Annotated in this window: 17 protein-coding genes; 8 read left to right on the top strand and 9 right to left on the bottom strand. The window is 67.7% G+C overall.

From position 1 onward, the window contains the following. Window positions 1–16: 16 nt before the first annotated feature. The 4 genes from EV650_RS32490 to EV650_RS32475 form a co-directional block, all read right to left on the bottom strand. Window positions 17–820, bottom strand: a complete 804-nt coding sequence (locus EV650_RS32490) for an endo alpha-1,4 polygalactosaminidase (protein WP_134122992.1) — start codon at window positions 818–820, stop codon at window positions 17–19. A 216-nt stretch (window positions 821–1,036) separates the two neighbouring features. After that, a complete protein-coding gene (locus EV650_RS32485) occupies window positions 1,037–1,528 on the bottom strand; it encodes a MarR family winged helix-turn-helix transcriptional regulator (RefSeq protein ID WP_134122991.1) in 492 nt (163 codons plus the stop codon). Between the two features lie 43 nt (window positions 1,529–1,571). After that, window positions 1,572–2,471 (bottom strand): haloalkane dehalogenase, encoded by a 900-nt coding sequence (locus EV650_RS32480; RefSeq protein WP_202875139.1) that lies wholly within the window; start codon window positions 2,469–2,471, stop codon window positions 1,572–1,574. Beyond that, window positions 2,468–3,286, bottom strand: a complete 819-nt coding sequence (locus tag EV650_RS32475; protein ID WP_134122990.1) for an NmrA family NAD(P)-binding protein — start codon at window positions 3,284–3,286, stop codon at window positions 2,468–2,470. The genes EV650_RS32480 and EV650_RS32475 overlap by 4 nt, the downstream gene beginning before the upstream one ends. Window positions 3,287–3,325: 39 nt before the next feature. Between EV650_RS32475 and EV650_RS32470 the strand changes: the two genes are divergently transcribed. The 7 genes from EV650_RS32470 (at window position 3,326) to EV650_RS32440 (ending at window position 10,889) form a co-directional block, all read left to right on the top strand. Next, on the top strand, window positions 3,326–3,847 hold the full coding sequence (locus EV650_RS32470) for a hypothetical protein (RefSeq protein WP_134122989.1): 522 nt from the start codon (window positions 3,326–3,328) through the stop codon (window positions 3,845–3,847). A 67-nt stretch (window positions 3,848–3,914) separates the two neighbouring features. Then, window positions 3,915–4,955 carry a LacI family DNA-binding transcriptional regulator gene (locus tag EV650_RS32465; RefSeq protein ID WP_369409972.1) on the top strand — a complete coding sequence of 347 codons (1,041 nt, stop codon included), beginning with the start codon at window positions 3,915–3,917 and terminating at the stop codon, window positions 4,953–4,955. Beyond that, a complete protein-coding gene (locus tag EV650_RS32460; protein ID WP_134122988.1) occupies window positions 4,952–6,241 on the top strand; it encodes an extracellular solute-binding protein in 1,290 nt (429 codons plus the stop codon). Before EV650_RS32465 ends, EV650_RS32460 begins: the two co-directional genes overlap by 4 nt. Next, window positions 6,238–7,134: a carbohydrate ABC transporter permease gene (locus EV650_RS32455; RefSeq protein WP_134122987.1), complete on the top strand. Its 897-nt coding sequence runs from the start codon at window positions 6,238–6,240 to the stop codon at window positions 7,132–7,134. Before EV650_RS32460 ends, EV650_RS32455 begins: the two co-directional genes overlap by 4 nt. After that, window positions 7,131–7,949, top strand: coding sequence for a carbohydrate ABC transporter permease (locus tag EV650_RS32450; protein WP_134122986.1), 819 nt, complete (start codon window positions 7,131–7,133; stop codon window positions 7,947–7,949). The genes EV650_RS32455 and EV650_RS32450 overlap by 4 nt, the downstream gene beginning before the upstream one ends. Window positions 7,950–7,959: 10 nt before the next feature. Continuing rightward, window positions 7,960–9,018, top strand: a complete 1,059-nt coding sequence (locus EV650_RS32445) for a glycoside hydrolase family 130 protein (protein ID WP_238174620.1) — start codon at window positions 7,960–7,962, stop codon at window positions 9,016–9,018. Next, window positions 9,015–10,889: a hypothetical protein gene (locus EV650_RS32440; RefSeq protein WP_134122985.1), complete on the top strand. Its 1,875-nt coding sequence runs from the start codon at window positions 9,015–9,017 to the stop codon at window positions 10,887–10,889. Before EV650_RS32445 ends, EV650_RS32440 begins: the two co-directional genes overlap by 4 nt. Here EV650_RS32440 and EV650_RS32435 read toward each other — a convergent pair. Together EV650_RS32435 and EV650_RS32430 are read right to left on the bottom strand one after the other, a co-directional pair. Further along, on the bottom strand, window positions 10,870–11,904 hold the full coding sequence (locus tag EV650_RS32435; protein WP_134122984.1) for an aminoglycoside phosphotransferase/kinase family protein: 1,035 nt from the start codon (window positions 11,902–11,904) through the stop codon (window positions 10,870–10,872). The two genes, EV650_RS32440 and EV650_RS32435, sit on opposite strands and share 20 nt — an antisense overlap. A 28-nt stretch (window positions 11,905–11,932) precedes the next feature. Next, window positions 11,933–12,631 (bottom strand): helix-turn-helix domain-containing protein, encoded by a 699-nt coding sequence (locus EV650_RS32430; protein WP_238174727.1) that lies wholly within the window; start codon window positions 12,629–12,631, stop codon window positions 11,933–11,935. 56 nt (window positions 12,632–12,687) lie between these two features. Between EV650_RS32430 and EV650_RS32425 the strand changes: the two genes are divergently transcribed. Next, a complete protein-coding gene (locus EV650_RS32425) occupies window positions 12,688–13,095 on the top strand; it encodes a cupin domain-containing protein (RefSeq protein WP_134122983.1) in 408 nt (135 codons plus the stop codon). Window position 13,096: 1 nt separating this feature from the next. On the opposite strand, the gene EV650_RS32420 is transcribed toward EV650_RS32425, so the two are convergent. From EV650_RS32420 to EV650_RS40780, 3 genes are all read right to left on the bottom strand, one after another. Further along, window positions 13,097–14,032, bottom strand: coding sequence for a VanW family protein (locus EV650_RS32420; protein WP_238174619.1), 936 nt, complete (start codon window positions 14,030–14,032; stop codon window positions 13,097–13,099). A gap of 118 nt (window positions 14,033–14,150) precedes the next feature. Then, window positions 14,151–14,963 carry an Rv3235 family protein gene (locus EV650_RS32415; protein ID WP_134122982.1) on the bottom strand — a complete coding sequence of 271 codons (813 nt, stop codon included), beginning with the start codon at window positions 14,961–14,963 and terminating at the stop codon, window positions 14,151–14,153. A 1-nt stretch (window position 14,964) separates the two neighbouring features. Next, on the bottom strand, window positions 14,965–15,733 hold a 769-nt coding region (locus EV650_RS40780), incomplete at its 5' end, for a LysM peptidoglycan-binding domain-containing protein (protein ID WP_202875137.1).

Below are 15,733 nucleotides of genomic sequence, written 5' to 3'. Positions count from 1 at the left end.
GATGGAGGAAGAGGATTCAGCAGGTCTTGCGGACGTAGCCGGAGTCGCCCGGGACGGAGACGTCCACGTCGCGCTGCACGATGGTCAACGTTCCGCCGTACTGCGAACACGCCGTACGCCGGCCTTTGTCGGTGTACTCGATCACGATCACTTTGTTGCCGAAGGCATCGACGTAGTCGCCGCACTCGTCGTACTGGCCGCATTCCTCGGCGACCGCGAAGTCGAGGCCGACTGCTTGCCGGTCGCCGGCCAGCTCGACGGTGTTCTTCTGCGCGATGGCCAGGTTCTTGGAGTGCGCGTGGGTGGCGAGCAGCGTCAGGTACGCCTTCGCGTTCGCGGCGGTGAGGAGCTTCTTCGAGCGGGTGTAGCTGTCGTAGTTGTCCGGCTCGATCGCCTTGTACCCCTTGGTCGCACAGCCGTCGATCCAGCCGTTGACCTTGGTGGCGATCCGGCTCCGCTTGTCCGCCGTACGGAAGTCGAGGAGCGGTTCGCCCCAGTCCTGGTCGATCACCAGGTTGCCCTTGGCGTCGCGGAGCAGCAGGTCGGAGTCCCACTGGCCCTCTTCGCCCGGCTGGACCTGGAAGGCGTTGACGTAGCAGATGTTGTAGAGCCCGGCCGCCGGTGCGGCGGTCCGATCGCGGGTGACTACCTGGACGCCGGCGGGCGGGGTGTAGGCGCCACCGATCTGGTAGTCGAACTTGGCGTGCGTCGGCGGCAGCGTGACGGCTGCGTCGGCAGCGGTTCGGGTGAGGACCGTTGCGGTGACTGCCAGGGCGGTGGCCGCCAGAACTGCGACTAGGCGGCGAGAGGGTTTGGACACGATTGCTCCATCGGTCCCGGGGACGCGACCCCGCCTCGGGCTGGGTGGTTCGAGCGGCCCTGGCGCCTGGAAACCGGACTTCGGATCAGCCTCGATCCGCTACCGGCTGGGTGCGTCACTGCCGACCAAGTTACGCGACCAGGTCAGGGGTCGGTCAAGAGAGAACTGCAAACGAGTGCGCGAATTCCGGCAGATAGCGCGCCACTGCGCACCTCGTCAGGCTTCGGCCAGGGTTGTCGTAGCGGCCTGGCCGGCGGTGGTGGTGCGCTGGAGGAACTCGGCCAGCAGCTTCAGCTCGTCCTCGGAGTAGTCGGCCAGGAGCTCGTCCATCGTGCTGTTCATCCCGGAGTACAGCTGGTAGACCTCCGCGTTGCGGTCGCGGCGGGCGCGGACCGTGACGGCGCGGCGGTCGACCGCTTCCGGGTCCCGGCCGCGGTCGATCCAGCCGTTCTTCTGTAGGCGGTCGAGCACGCCCGTCATCGTCGCGGGGTGAAGTCCGGCCCGCCGGGCCAGGGCGCCTGGGCTCATCGGGCCGTATCGGGTGATGAGCTCCAGGCAGTCCAGGTCGACGTCCTTCAGGTCGAGGTGCGCACCGACCTGGTGATTGAGCAGCGACAGTTGGTTGCTCAGTTCGCGCAGCGAGTCCTTGATCTCGGTCGCGAGCCGCCGGCTGCGTCGGGCCGGCTCGCGGGAAGATGCAGGACTCATAAGATCTGCTCCTCGTATTGTACGAATTCCGTACAATACTGTATCAGTTTGCCGCCATGAATCCGCCGACCACGGCGGCGAACTCGGCCCCACGGTCCTCCAGCCCGAAATGACCGGCGTTCTCGAGAACGACCTCCTGCGCGCCGGGAATCGCTTCACCCAGCGTCGCCCGCCCTTCGCCGACGCCGTAGTCGTGATCGGCATGCACATACAGGAAGGGGATGGACAAGGTCCGCAGTACCTCCCAGGCCTTGCGATTCGGTTCGCTCGCTTCGTCGTACGGCGTGAGCGGGATGAGCAGCGGGAACTGGCGGGCACCCTGCAGGTAGCTCTCGTCCGGGAACGGTGCGTCGTACGCCGCCCCGACAGCGGGATCGAGCTCGGTGACCGTGCCGCGGTCGACGACCTGGCTGGCCACGAACGGATTCGACCGCTGACTGATCTGCAACCAGATGGAAAGCAGTCCGCTCGGCTCCCGATCCCCGGTCGGCATCGAGGTGCTCGTCGCGACAACGCGCTTGAACTTGTCGGGGTGCTCGCCGAGGAGGCGCAGGCCGAGCAGACCACCCCAGTCGTGGCAGACCATGGTCACGTCGGACAGGTCGAGGCTGTCGAAGACAACCTGACGGAGCCAGTCCAGGTGGGACTGGTAGGTGTACGCGAACCGGCCGGTGGGCTTGTCGGATTTGCCGAAGCCGACGAGATCCGGGGCGACGCAGCGGTGGCCGGCCGCGACCAGTGGCGGGATGACGTGGCGGTAGAGGTAACTCCAGGTCGGCTCGCCGTGCAGTAGGAGAACGGTCTCGCCGGATGCGTTGTCCGGGTCAGGGCGCTCGTCGAGGTAGTGCACGCGCAGCGGAGTGCTGTCGATGTCCAGGTAGTGCGGTTCGAAGGGGTAGTCCACGAGCCCTTCGAATCTGGCATCCGGAGTACGGCGGATCATGATGCGACCGCCTGGAAGCTGTCGGCGTGATCCGCGACCCATTGGGCGAACGTGCGGGCCGGCCGATTCAGGATCCGCTCGACCTCGTCCGTGACGGGCGCAGGCTTTCCGGCATCCCGTGCGTACCTGGCCATTAGTGCGGTGACGAAAGCCTCCGGCAGCCCGTTCGCAATGAGTCCGCGGGCGGCGAGCTCCGGCGGGACTTCTTCGAAGCGGAGTGGTCGGCCGATGACCTCGCTGATGACGGCGACCATCTCCTGGTGGGTCAAGGATTGCGGGCCGGTCACCGGGATCCGACGGCCGTCGAGGTCGTCACTGGTCAGTGCGCGGGCGATCACCGCGGCCAGGTCCGACTCGTGCAGCGGCGATTCCGCGAAGTTCGCATACGGCGCGCGTACGACGTCGCCCGCGCGAGCCTGGGCGCCGAACATGCCGATCGCGTTGAGGGCGAACGAGCTGGCCCGAACCGCCACCCAAGGGATGCCCGCCTCGACGACAGCGGCCTCGACCTCCTTGTTCCGATCACCGTTCTGCCGCGACGGCTGATGATCCAAGTCGTCGTCGACGTTGATCGCCGACAGCACCACCACCCGCCGTACCCCGTTCTCAGCGGCCAACGCGAGCAGCTTCGCCGCACCCTCCCCGACAGCCCGCGGATGCACGAACAGAGCGTCGGCCCCCTCCAGCGCGTCCTCCGCCCGGTGAACCTCAAAGCCGGCTGACCTGCTGACAGCACGAACGTCGAAGCCCTGCTCCTCCAACAACGCAACCAGCGGACGACCAACAACTCCGGTCGCTCCCGTAACCACGATCATGACAACCCCATCCCGCAGAAGATATGATATCCATATCTTATGACTCTCGTACGATTATGCAAACTGTCTCTTGGCGTCGTCACGGCACTGATCACCGTCGCGGCAGCCCCGGCGCAGGCGGCGGGCGATCACCATCGCGTCCCGGTCGGCAATACTCCCGCCGATATCCCCGCGGACGTCTGCGGGTTCCCGGTCCACATCGGCATCGTCGAGGACCGCGAGTACGTCGTGAGCCGGATCGAGAATGCGGACGGCTCGATCAGCACCCGGGTGGCCGGACCTCTCGTCAACAGCCTGACCAACCTCGACACCGGCGCCTCGATCGTCTACGACAACGGCGGCCCCGGGACGATCACCACCTACCCGGACGGGCACGCCACCCTGGACTTCCAGGGGCACTCGATGGCCTGGGTCAGGGCGGCGTATCAGGCCCGGTTGGGTACGCCGGCGTTGAGGCTGATCAGCGGCGGCCGCGTCCGAGGTGTCATGAACGCGGCCGGCGACATCGTCGAGCTCTCCACGGTCGGCCACGTCCTCGACGGCTGCGCCCTACTGTCCTGACCCCTTGACGCTGACGGTTTAAACCGGTTTAACTGACCTCTAAACCGGTTTAAATCTGTCTCGTGAGGTGCTTGTGGTTAAACAGCGGCCGACGATCGCGGATGTTGCGAGCAGGGCTGGAGTGTCGAAGGGGTCGGTGTCGTTCGCGCTGAACGGGCGGCCGGGGCTGGCTCAGGCGACCGTGGACAAGATCCTGGCGGCCGCTGACGAGCTCGGTTGGCGGCCGAGTAACCGGGCTCGCTCGCTGTCGGTGTCGAAGGCGTTCGCGCTCGGCCTGGTGATCACCCGGGACCCGGCCGTGCTGTCGTCGGACCCGTTCTTCCCGGCGTTCATCGCCGGAGTCGAGAGCGTCCTGTCCACCCGAGGGCAGGCTCTGGTTCTGCAGGTTGTCACCGCGGGGGAGTCCGAAGCGGACGGGTACCGGCGGCTCGCGCAGGACGCGCGGGTCGACGGAGTCTTCCTGTCCGACCTCCGGCACGACGATCCGCGGATCCAGTTGCTGGTCGACCTCGGCCTGCCCGCGGTCACCCTGAACCGGCCGGACGGGGAGTCGCCGTTCCCGGCGGTCACCCTCGACGACCGGCCGGGGACGAGCGCGGTCGTCCAACACCTTCTCGAGCTGGGCCACACCCGGATCGCGCATGTCGCCGGACCGCCCGCCTTCGTGCACGCCACCGCGCGGTCCTCGGCGTTCGTCGCGACCCTGGCTGCTGCCGGCCTAAAGCCGGCGGCGGTCGAGGCCGGTGACTTCACCGCGGCCGGCGGGATCGAGGCCACCCGGCGGCTGCTCGCGTTGCCGAAGCGGCCGACCGCGATCGTCTACGCGAACGACCGGATGGCGATCGCCGGTCTGGGCGCGGCGCAGGCCGCCGGCCTGACCGTGCCGGACGACCTGAGCATTGCGGGCTTCGACGACAGCGAGCTCGCCGAGTACGTACATCCCGGGCTGACCACCGTCCGCGCCGACCCGTTCCGGTTCGGTGAGGTCGCGGCTCAGACCCTCAATCAACTCGTCGACGGCGCGACCGAAGTACCGGATGTCGAGTTGCCGCCCGCGCAACTCGTCGTACGGCGGTCGACCGGCACAGCTCCCCTGGAGGAAACATGAAGGTGCAAGCTGGACTGCTGGCCGTGGTTCTGGTCGGCTCGCTCGCCGCGTGCGGCAGTGGCGGTGGCGGCGCTGGTGACGCCGACGCCGCGGCGAAGGCGCGCGGACCGATCACGATCTGGTACTCGAACAACGCCGAGGAAGTGGCCTGGGGCAAGCAAATGGTCGCGGCCTGGAACGCGGCGCACGCCGACCAGAAGGTCACCGCGCAGGAGATCCCGACCGGGAAGAGCTCCGAGGAGGTCATCGGCGCCGCGATCACGGCCGGCAACGCGCCCTGCCTGATCTTCAACACCTCGCCGGCCTCGGTCTCGCAGTTCCAGAAGCAAGGTGGCCTGGTGCCGCTGGACAGCTTCCCCGACGGGAAGCAGTACATCGAGGACCGGTCCGGCGACGTCGCGCAGCAGTACAAGTCTGCCGACGGCAAGTACTACCAGCTGCCCTGGAAGTCGAATCCGGTGATGATCTTCTACAACAAGAAGGCGTTCGCCAAGGCCGGTATCGACACGACGAACCCGCCGTTGAAGACGTACGACGAGTTCCTCGCGACGTCGCGCAAGGTGGTCGCCTCGAAGGCTGCGAAGGTCGCCATCTACCCGGCGCCGAGCAACGAGTTCTACCAGTCCTGGTTCGACTTCTACCCGTTGTACGCGGCTGAGACCGGCGGCAAGCAGTTGGTTGCCGATGGCAAGTCCACGTTCGCCTCCGACGAGGGCAAGAAGGTCGCCGGCTTCTGGCAGACCATGTACAAGGACAAGCTGGCGTCGCCGGAGAAGTACACCGGGGACGCGTTCGTCGACGGCACAGCAGCGATGGCGGTCGTCGGCCCGTGGGCGATCGCGACGTACAAGGGCAAGGTCGACTGGGGCGTCGTACCCGTGCCGACCTCGACCGGTAAGCCGGCGAACGAGATCCACACCTTCAGTGACGCCAAGAACGTCGGGATGTACTCCTCCTGCAAGAACCGCGGGACGGCGTGGGACGTGCTGAAGTTCGCCACCAGCCAGGACCAGGACGGCAAGTTCCTCGCCGCAAGCGGTCAAATGCCGCTGCGCAAGGACGTCGCGACGACGTACGCCGACTACTTCACCAAGAACCCCGACTACAAGGTGTTCGCCGACCAGGCGTCCCGCACGGTCGAGGTCCCGAACGTGCCGAACTCGATCACGATCTGGCAGACCTTCCGGGACGCCTACTCCAAGTCGGTCATCTTCGGCCAGGAGGATCCCGGGTCGGCCCTCGACGGCGCCGCCCAGAAGGTCGATCAGCTCGTCAAGCAGTCATGAAACGAGGCCCGCTCACCCGGGTCCTCGGTGAGCATCCGGTCGGTACGGCGTTCGTCACGCCGTACGTCGTGTTCATCGCGGCGGTGTTCGCCTATCCGCTCGTCTTCGCGGTGTACATGTCGTTCCACGACTACTTCTTCGCGGCGCCTGGCGCGATCGTGGATCGGCCGTTCGTCGGGTTCGCCAACTACGCGACCGTGTTGTCGGATCCCGCCGTACGCCGGGCCTTCGGGAACGTGCTGATCTTCCTGGTCATCAACGTCCCGCTGACCGTGGTGTTGTCGCTGGGGCTGTCCACCGCACTGAACTCGGCGATCCGGTGGCGGACGTTCTTCCGGGTGTCGTACTACGTGCCGTACGTGACCGCGAGTGTGGCTGTGGTCGGGGTGTGGCTGTTCCTGTTCAACTCGAACGGGTTGGTCAACTCCGTCCTCGGCCCGCTCGCGCCGGATCCGTCCTGGTTGGTGAACTCGCACCTGGCGATGCCGACGGTCGCGATCTTCGTGACCTGGAAACAGCTCGGGTTCTTCATCCTGCTGTACCTGGCCGCCTTGCAGAACGTGTCCGCGGATCTCTACGAGGCGGCGTCGATGGACGGCGCCAGTCGTTGGAAGTCGTTCCTCAACGTCACCGTGCCGGGCGTCCGGCCGGCGACCACCCTCGTGGTCCTGTTGGCGACCGTGACCGGGGCGAACCTGTTCACAGAGCCGTATCTGCTCACCGGTGGCGGCGGCCCGGACGGCGCGTCCGCGTCGCCGGTGCTGATCATGTACCAGCGCGGAATCGAGCAGGGCAACCCTGATGTCGCCTCCGCGATCGGGGTGCTGCTGGTGATCGGTGTGCTGATCCTCGCTCTGGTCGAACGCCGCTTCGTGGGGAGGGAGGACCGATGAAGCTGAGGTTCGTCTCGCTGCTCGTCGGCGCCTTCGTGTTCCTCTTTCCCTTCTACTACATGCTGATCGGCTCGTTGCAGACCGAGCCGGATCCGTCCATCGGTGGCGCGTTCCCGTCGCCGGGCAACCTGACGCTGCACAACTACGGCGAGATCAACAAGGCGATCCACCTGGTTCGCTCGTTGATCAACTCCGGGATCTTCACCGGCGGCGTGATCCTCGGGACGCTGGTCTTCGGCGTACTCGCGGGCTACGCGCTGGCCCGGTTGCAGTTCCGTGGGCGTGGGCTGGTGTTCAACCTGATGCTGCTGATCCAGGTCGTGCCGTTCCAGCTGCTGACGATCCCGCTGTACGTGCTGATCGTGCGCAGCTACGGGCTGGCCGACTCGTACCTCGGGATGATCCTGCCGTTCGCGATCAACTCGACCGCGGTGTTCGTGTTCCGGCAGTACTTCATGCAGTTGCCGGCCGAGCTGTTCGACGCGGCTCGGATCGACGGGGCGTCGGAGTTGAACATCCTGTGGCGGGTCGCCGTACCGCTGGTGCGGCCGGCTCTGCTGACCGGCGTACTGCTGACGTTCATCGGGCCGTGGAACGAGTTCCTGTGGCCGTTCCTGATCACCAAGCAGCAGGACCTGCAGCCGTTGGCGGTGTCGTTGTCGAACTACCTGACCACGGTGTCCGCCCGCGCGGCGAACCCGTTCGGCGCCGTCCTCGCGGGAGCGTGCGTGCTGGCCGCGCCGGCCGTGACCTTGTTCATCATCTTCCAGCGCCGGTTCATCTCGACGAACCTGTCGTCCGGCGTCAAAGGCTGAAAGGTATCTCGTGACTGTTCCCTACACACTCACTCGCGTCGGCGTGCTGATGACGGCCGATCCGGGCAACGACCTCGAGTCCGAGGGGGTGCTGAACCCTGCGACCGGGCACACCCCGGACGGGACCCTTTACTTGCTTCCCCGACTGGTTGCGCGAGGCAACATCTCTCGGGTCGGCCTGGCTCGCGTTGAGGTGGTCGACGGTGTGCCGGTGGGTGTCGAGCGCGAGGGGGTCGTGCTCGCGCCGGACGAGGGCTGGGAACGCGGCAAGAACAACGCCGGGGTGGAGGATCCGCGGGTCACGTTCGTCCCGTCGCTCGGCCTGCATGTGATGACGTACGTCGCCTACGGCCCGCTTGGCCCGAAGCCTGCCCTCGCGGTGTCGTCGGATCTTCGGGACTGGCGGCGGCTTGGTCCGTTGCACTTCGAGTACCAACCGTCGCTGGACACCGACCTGAATCTCTTTCCCAACAAGGACACGGTCTTCTTCCCCGAGCCCGTGCCCGGTCCCGACGGCGAACCGTCGTACGCGATGCTGCACCGTCCGATGTGGGACCTCGGCTGGTTCCGCGAAGGCGAAGGTGTCCATCTACCGGCCGGGATCACCGACGACCGACCGGGGATCTGGGTGTCGTTCGTGCCCGTCTCCGCGGTCGAGGACGACATCCGGAACCTGGTGCACCTGCGCGATCACCGGCTGGTCGCCATGTCGGAGTACCCGTTCGAAGAGCTGAAGATCGGCGCCGGCCCCGCGCCGCTGCGGATCCCCGAGGGGTGGCTGGTGATCCACCACGGCGTCACGGGGGAGCAGCCGGAAGGTTTCGACCCGACCACCCAGAAGGTCTGCTACGCCGCCGGCGCTCTCATCCTCGACCCCGAGGACGTCACTCGCGTCATCGCGCGGACCACCGAACCGTTGATGGTCCCGGAGACCGACGAGGAAAAGATCGGCACGGTCGGCAACGTGGTCTTCCCCACGGCGATCGAGCAGGTCAACGGCACCCACTATGTCTTCTACGGCATGGCCGACGCCGCCATCGGCGTGGCCAGATTGGACCGCCTGACATGATCCTCACCCGCCGCACCGTCATCGGCGGCGCCCTCGCGGCAGCAGCCGCGTCGACAGTCACCCTTCCCGCGTCGGCCTTGAGCCGCCTCTCCAACCTGGCCCACCTCGACTTCCTCCGTACGTCGGTCTCCCCGCCGCCGGCTCCCGGTCACACCACGTTCGGCTCGGGACCGATCGGTGTGCTGTGGACGTACGCCGACCATCAGGCAGACGGCTCGTACAAGCGGATCGGTGGTGGCACCTACGATCCGGTGACCAACACCTACGGGCAGGGCGCCTACAACGCGGACGACATCGCTCGGGCGGCTGTGGTCTACCTGCGCCATTGGAAGCAGTTCGGCGGATCCCCGGACGCGGCCCGTGGGTTGCTGCGCGCGCTCACGTTCCTGCAGTCATCCAACGGCAACGTGGTGCTGTGGATGCAACCCGACGGGACGCTCAACCCGAGCGCCGACCCCGTCGAACTCCCCGATCCCTCCGACTCCGGCCCGTCGTATTGGCTCGCCCGGACCGTCTGGGCATTGGGGGAGGGGTACGCCGCTTTCCGCCACACCGACCGTGCTTTCGCGGCGTTCCTCCGCGACCGTCTCGAGCTCGCGATCGCCGCCCTCGAGCGTCAGGTCTTGGTTCGTTACGGCCAGTACAACGTCGTCGACGGCCGCCGTCTCCCGGCCTGGCTGATCGTCAACGGCGCGGACGCGACCTCAGAGGCCGTCCTCGGATTGTCGGCGTACGTCCAGGCAGGCGGCTCAGCCAAGGCGCGTCGGGCGCTCGCTCGTTTCGCTGAAGGTATTGCGAAGATGAGTGCCGGCTCGACTCGCGAGTGGCCGTTCCGTGCGCTGATGCCGTGGGGTGAGTCGATCTCCGACTGGCATGCGTGGGGCGCGCAGATGCCGTCCGCCCTCGCCGCGGCTTCGTCCGCACTCGGTGCACGCGACCTCCTGACTCCGGCCGTCGGCGATGCCGCCGGTTTCACTCCACTCCTCATGACCGCAGGCGGCCCCGACAACGGCTGGCTGCCGGTCCCGATCGACCGCTCCCAGATCGCGTACGGCGTCGACGCCCGGCTGCAAGGCGTCCTCGCCGTCGGACTGACTCACCTCGCGGCGTTCGTCGCGGCCTGGTACTTCGGCGGCAATCACGCCGGCGAACCGGTGTACGACGCCACGACCGGTCGCACGTACGACGGGATCTCCGGCGACGGCGTGATCAACCGCAACTCCGGCGCCGAGTCCAGCATTCACGGCCAACTCTCGATGCTTGCCCTCGACGCCCACCCGGACGTCGCCCGCCTGACCGGCACCCCGTCGTACGACGGCCTGCAGATCGTCGAGGGCGAGTCGGCGACGGGTGGTCAGGTCGTCACGCCACCGTCGGCCTGGACCGGCGAATCCCAATGGAGCAACGGTTCCTACCTGTCACTCGACGGTACGGCGACCTGGACCGTGCCGCCGTCAGCCCAGCCGCGGCTGGTGCTCCCGGTCGTCAACCTGGTCGCCACTGCGAATCCGGCTCGCACCACCTGGACCGCCGGCTCACGCACGCTGGGCACTCTTACTCACGTCTGCGGTCCGCAAGGTATCTCCGCGGCGCCCGGTGCTCTCCAGCCGCTGACTCTTGCAGGCGCGCTGCCCGCCGGCGCCACCTCTCTGACTGCGAAGTCGACGAGCGCTGCGCAGGTGGACGCCGTACTCCTGGTCCCGACTGTGAGCAGTCTGCGGATTGGCAACGCAGTACTGCTGGTCAGCCTGGATACACATCCTCGCGTGATGCCTGGCAAGCGCGCGTACACCTACGATGCCGCGGGCAAGCTGGTTGCTCGAGGTCGCGCGCTCGTCGTACCTGGTGGTTTTACCGTCGTGCTCGGCTGAGGGCCTCGGCGCACCAGTCGGCGACGAAGGCGAGGCCTTGGCCGCGTTGGTGGAAGAGGTACCGGCTGTCGACCTGGCGATGGTAGGCGTTGTGTGAGGCGTCGGACGCGCGGCCGAGCAGGCCCGGGAGGAGCCACGCGTACTTGACGGTGGATGCCATCACCGCCAGCCGGACCTGATCCGGGTCGCCGCGCCAACCCGCTTCGTGCAGGCCGTCGAGGTAGTTGGCGATGCAGGTGTCGGCGAGTTCGGGGAGACGCTCGGCCGGCCAGAACAGGTCGAAGACCGCATCGGGGATGTAGTTGCCGATGTCTTCGCCGAGCGCGCCGTCACCGATGAACGACCAGTCGAACAGGGCGAGCTCGCCGGTGGGCCGCTGGATCACGTTCGAGACCCAGAAGTCGAGGTGGCAGGTGGCGCGGGGGAGAGTCGCGACCAGGTCGAGCAGTGCGTCGCGGTGCGCGAGAAGTCGGGTCCATGCCTCCCGCAGCTCACTCGACCAGGTCTCGCGGATGAGCGGCTGCTGCCAGGCGGCGTCGTCGGTCATCAGGTGCCAGGGGACGTCGCGAGTCGTCGAGTAGTTGCGGAGAAAACCCGTCGACGTCCATGGTCTTTCGGCGGCGGGCCGCGCCTGCCAACGACCGCACGCGCGGGCGAGCGCCGCGTGCTCCGCGAGGCTGAACTGGGTGCCGGAGGTCCCGCCGATGTCTTCCATCAGGAGTACGGCGCTGTCCGGCCGCTCCTCGACCTCGGCCTCGGGCAGGACCAGACCGGCGTCCGCCAGCCGGCCGCGGAGCTCGTCGTCCTGATAGGCCTCGAGCTCGCGGCGCCAGTAGTTCCAGTGCCGCGGGTCGGTCGATGCCGCCCACGGACCGGTCGAGTCGACCGGACTCTGGAGCTGCTTGCGAACCGCGGTGCGGCCGTCGGCATAGGTGATGCGCTCGACGGTCGCCGTCACCGCGTTGAGCGGGTTGTGCCGCAACGTCGCCGTACCGACTTCCGGTTGAGCGGTCATGAGAGACAATGCTGACACGGCAAGAGGCTCAGGCCAGCAGGATCTTAGGTGGCAGACCGGTGAGTGCTTTGACGTCGCGGGTGAGGTGGGCCTGGTCGGCGTATCCGGTGAGCATCGCGACGTCGGCGAGAGCCAGTCCGGTGCGGGCGTGGTCGAGGGCAACGTTCATCCACAGCACGCGGTCGAGCATCTTCGGTCCGTAGCCGAACGCGTCCAGACTGCGTCGGTGGAGTTGCCGTTCGCTCAGACCGACCGTCGCCGCCAGCCGGGAGACGCCGGCCGTGCCGCGGAGGAGTCCGTCGCGGACACTGCGCAGTACATAAGAGATCAGCCGGTCCGTTGGCTCCTCGACCAGCTTGGCGACTTCGATGTCCAGCGCCGTTGCCGGATCGGGCGCCGATCTGATCCGGTCGAGCAGTCGTCTGGTCCGGTTGGGCGACCACAGCTCGGCCAGCGGGACCCGCTCGTTCAGCAACTCCCGAGCCGGTACGCCGAAGAAGCCGGGCGCGGTCCCAGGCCCGAACCGGATCCCGGCGAACCGGGTCCCGCGCGGGGCGCTGCCCGTCCAAGCGCGTTCGTCCGGTCCGGCCACGACCAGGCCGTCGTCCACCAGCAGTAGATCCATGCACCCGTCGGGCAGGATCCGGAAGTCTCCGCCCTCAGCAGTCCGCGTCCACAGGTCGGCACCGGCGACGCGCGCAGCACGCTCCCGGTACGGCTCGACCATCACAGTCACACGCCCAGTCTCCTACGCGCCACCGACAGTTTTGATTTACTGATTCGATGCCACGTCGCGACGATGTGTCCGCAGTACCTCTCCTCGGCCGAACCCTGGCGCCGGAGGGGTCCGGTCTCGTGCTGGCCGAGTGGGAGGCGGCGGGGCGTAGGTCGGACCAGGTGGCCTGGCAGGCGCCGTTGCATGTGCACCACGACGATGACGAGGCGTGGTACGTCCTGTCGGGGACGCTGCGGCTGCGCATCGACGGCGAGGACTACGACGTACCGGCGGGGTCCGGGATCGTCGGGCCGCGGGGTGTGCCGCACACGTTCGGCAATCCGTCCGAGGAGCCGGCTCGGTATGTACTGGTGATGTCGGCGAGCACGCGGGCGATGCTGGCCGAGTTGCACGGCGGGTTCTCGGGGGACGTGGCGGCGCTGTTCGAGAAGTACGGGGCGACGTTGCTGGAGTGACTCAGTCCGGGAGTACGACGTCGAGGACCGGGACGTCGACCGGGAGGTACTTGACCAGGGCAACGTTTTCGCGGATCAGCTCGTCGCGTAGCGCCGTACCCGTGCGGCGGTCGATCACGGTCCGCCAGATCTCGTTGCGGCGGAAGTACTCCGCGCCGACCCGGAGGAACCGCTCGTCCTTGGCGAACACCCGGTACGACGACTCGGCCGGGACGTCGGCGAGGATCTCGCCCTCGAGGTAGCGGTCGCCGACGCCGACGTGCAGCTGGAACGTCTGGTCGGTGTCGTTGCGGAACTGCAGGTCCACGTAGTTGTAGACGATGCTGCAACCAACGCCCCACGGCAGCACCCGGCCGTTGTCCGGGAACGGGTCGAAGCTGTGCGTCGATCGCTGCGTCACGGTCAGGGGCGAGTGCAGCACCATCCAGTGCAGCAGGTTGGCGAGCTGACAGATGCCGCCGCCGATCCCCGGCCGGGCCTGCCCGTTCGACAGCCGCATGCCCTTCTTGTAGCCCTTGCGACGGGTCGCGTTGCCGACCAGCTTGTTGAACGAGAACGTCTCACCCGGCCGGATCAGCAGCCCGTCGACCTGTGCGCACGCGAGCTTCAGATTGGTGACCTTGTTGTGCTGCATCCACATCTCGGTCTCACCGAGCTGCCGCAGCAGCAGCGACTTGTGGCGCTTGATCCGGACCGGAAGGTCGTCCGCCTGACGATCCTCGGCGTACGGCGTGCTGGACCGCATCCACTCGAGTCGCTTGAGCCCGCGGTGGTACCGAATGGCCAACGGGTAAAGCAGCGGCACTCGCTCGCTCCACCGGCGATGCTGAACCGCTGGCATGACCCGTGCGCGCTCCGCGTCGCTCAGGTCCTGCACACCGACCTGCCACGACGATTCGGGCTGGTCCAGCGGTGTGGCGATTGTGGTCTCAGACATCCATTCCCCCGAACGAGTCGACCGATCCGGTTACCGTACGCCGCCGACATGACAGCCGCGGCACGATCAGGTTGCGCTCCCTATGACGCCGTACCCCGGCCAAGAGTTCACCCAGTTGTCAGCCGAGTTCGAGGGCGGTGCAGACCCAGCGGTTGCGGCGGATCTCCATCCGTAGGGCGATCGCCCGCGAACGGTCGCCGCGGCGTACGTGCGCGGCGACCTCGGCGACGAACGGCTCCGGCATGAACACCCGCACCGAGCGCAGCGTGCTCTTGTCTTTCGCGCCGCGGCTGACGGCGGTCGTGTTCAACCCCATCAGGCGGACCCGGCGGTTCAGCTCCATGAAGACCGCGTCATCGGTGAACCGAACCAGCTGCGAGATCGGCCGGTCGCCCGCCAGCACCTCCGCAACCGCCTGCGCCAACCGACCGCCCCAAGCCCGAGCCTCCGGCACCCGCGGCGCGTCCGTGCCCTGCGGCAGCTGAACCCCATCAGCCCGCCCAGCCACCTGCTCTGCAGCCGGCGTGCTGACCGGCGTGCTGACCGGCGAGGTGACCGGCCCTGCGACAGGCTCCTTGACCGACTCTGTGACCGGCGAGCTGATTGCCGAGGTGACTGGCGAGGTGACTGGCGAGGTGACTGGCGAGGTGACTGGCGATGCGATGCCTAGGCGGGTGATTGCCTGTAGGCGGAGGGCCAGTGCGCCGTCCGTCAGTTCGGTCGCGTACCGGGCGGACGCCGGCACGGTGTGCTCGCCGGCGCATCCGTCCACCGAGCGCAGCCGAGGCTGCGCAACAGACGCGGCGGTGTCCGCCTCTTCGGTGTCCGGCGCCAGGTCCGGGACGGGGACGAGTACGGGCTCGGCGTCCGTCGGGGTGAGCTGAACTGGGTGCTGGAGGTCGTCCGCACGGAGGTTCTGTGGCTGGCTCATGTCACTTCTCCTGATGAGTGGGCGGGACGTGATCGCCGGTCGAGGCGGGCGGGACGCGAAGTACCTGCCCGGGAAAAATGAGGTCGGGGTCGTCCCCGATCACCTGACGGTTCGCGGCGTACCAATCCGGCCAACGGGCCGCGATCGCTCCGTTCGTGGCCTTGGGACCGAGCTCGCGAGCGGCGAGGGTCCACAGCGAGTCCCCATCGCGTACGACGACCCGCACCGGAATCGTCGCCCGCAGCTCGGTGTACCGCGTCGGAGCCCCGTCAGTAGGCCGGTCCGGCACACCCACCCGCATCCGCCCACCCGTCGGCAACTCGGTCGCAGGCTTGCTGGTCGACGCCGGCCGGCTGTCGCTGGACCCGCTCAGCCGCCCCTCGGACGGCGGCTCAGCCGCCCGGTAGTCCGTGTTGGCGCCACCAATCTCAACCTTGGATCGCGGCTCGGTAGCCCGGTAGTTGGCGTCCGCGGACCCGGCTGGAGTGATCTGCCCAGCGACCGCACCACCGATCTCCACCTTCGAGCGCGGTTCAGTCGCGCGGTAGTCGGCGTCCGCGGCTTGCTGCGAGGCAGCGCGGCGGGCGTCCGTCCCACCGATCTCGACGGTGGAGCGGGGCTCCGTGGCGCGGGAATTGGTGTCCGCAGCTGTTCGCGAGGTGGTGTCAGTGCCGCCGATCTCGACGGTGGAGCGGGGCTCCGTGGCGCGGGAATTGGTGTCCGCAGCTGTTCGCGAGGTGGTGTCAGTGCCGCCGATCTCGACGGTGGAG

Origin of the sequence: Kribbella kalugense, assembly GCF_004365875.1 — a bacterium.
Classification (GTDB): domain Bacteria; phylum Actinomycetota; class Actinomycetes; order Propionibacteriales; family Kribbellaceae; genus Kribbella; species Kribbella kalugense.
The sequence above is the reverse complement of the archived record's forward strand: the minus strand, read 5'-3'. Positions and strand labels throughout refer to the sequence as shown.

Excerpts from the sequence above, each read along its gene's own strand:
- EV650_RS32415 (WP_134122982.1), bottom strand. The coding sequence starts at position 14,963 with ATGAGCCAGCCACAGAACCTCCGTGCGGACGACCTCCAGCACCCAGTT.
- EV650_RS32435 (WP_134122984.1), bottom strand. The coding sequence starts at position 11,904 with ATGACCGCTCAACCGGAAGTCGGTACGGCGACGTTGCGGCACAACCCG.
- EV650_RS32420 (WP_238174619.1), bottom strand. The coding sequence starts at position 14,032 with ATGTCTGAGACCACAATCGCCACACCGCTGGACCAGCCCGAATCGTCG.
- EV650_RS32460 (WP_134122988.1), top strand. The coding sequence starts at position 4,952 with ATGAAGGTGCAAGCTGGACTGCTGGCCGTGGTTCTGGTCGGCTCGCTC.
- EV650_RS32440 (WP_134122985.1), top strand. The coding sequence starts at position 9,015 with ATGATCCTCACCCGCCGCACCGTCATCGGCGGCGCCCTCGCGGCAGCA.
- EV650_RS32485 (WP_134122991.1), bottom strand. The coding sequence starts at position 1,528 with ATGAGTCCTGCATCTTCCCGCGAGCCGGCCCGACGCAGCCGGCGGCTC.
- EV650_RS32470 (WP_134122989.1), top strand. The coding sequence starts at position 3,326 with ATGACTCTCGTACGATTATGCAAACTGTCTCTTGGCGTCGTCACGGCA.
- EV650_RS32480 (WP_202875139.1), bottom strand. The coding sequence starts at position 2,471 with ATGATCCGCCGTACTCCGGATGCCAGATTCGAAGGGCTCGTGGACTAC.
- EV650_RS32455 (WP_134122987.1), top strand. The coding sequence starts at position 6,238 with ATGAAACGAGGCCCGCTCACCCGGGTCCTCGGTGAGCATCCGGTCGGT.
- EV650_RS32430 (WP_238174727.1), bottom strand. The coding sequence starts at position 12,631 with ATGGTCGAGCCGTACCGGGAGCGTGCTGCGCGCGTCGCCGGTGCCGAC.
- EV650_RS32475 (WP_134122990.1), bottom strand. The coding sequence starts at position 3,286 with ATGATCGTGGTTACGGGAGCGACCGGAGTTGTTGGTCGTCCGCTGGTT.
- EV650_RS32450 (WP_134122986.1), top strand. The coding sequence starts at position 7,131 with ATGAAGCTGAGGTTCGTCTCGCTGCTCGTCGGCGCCTTCGTGTTCCTC.
- EV650_RS32425 (WP_134122983.1), top strand. The coding sequence starts at position 12,688 with ATGCCACGTCGCGACGATGTGTCCGCAGTACCTCTCCTCGGCCGAACC.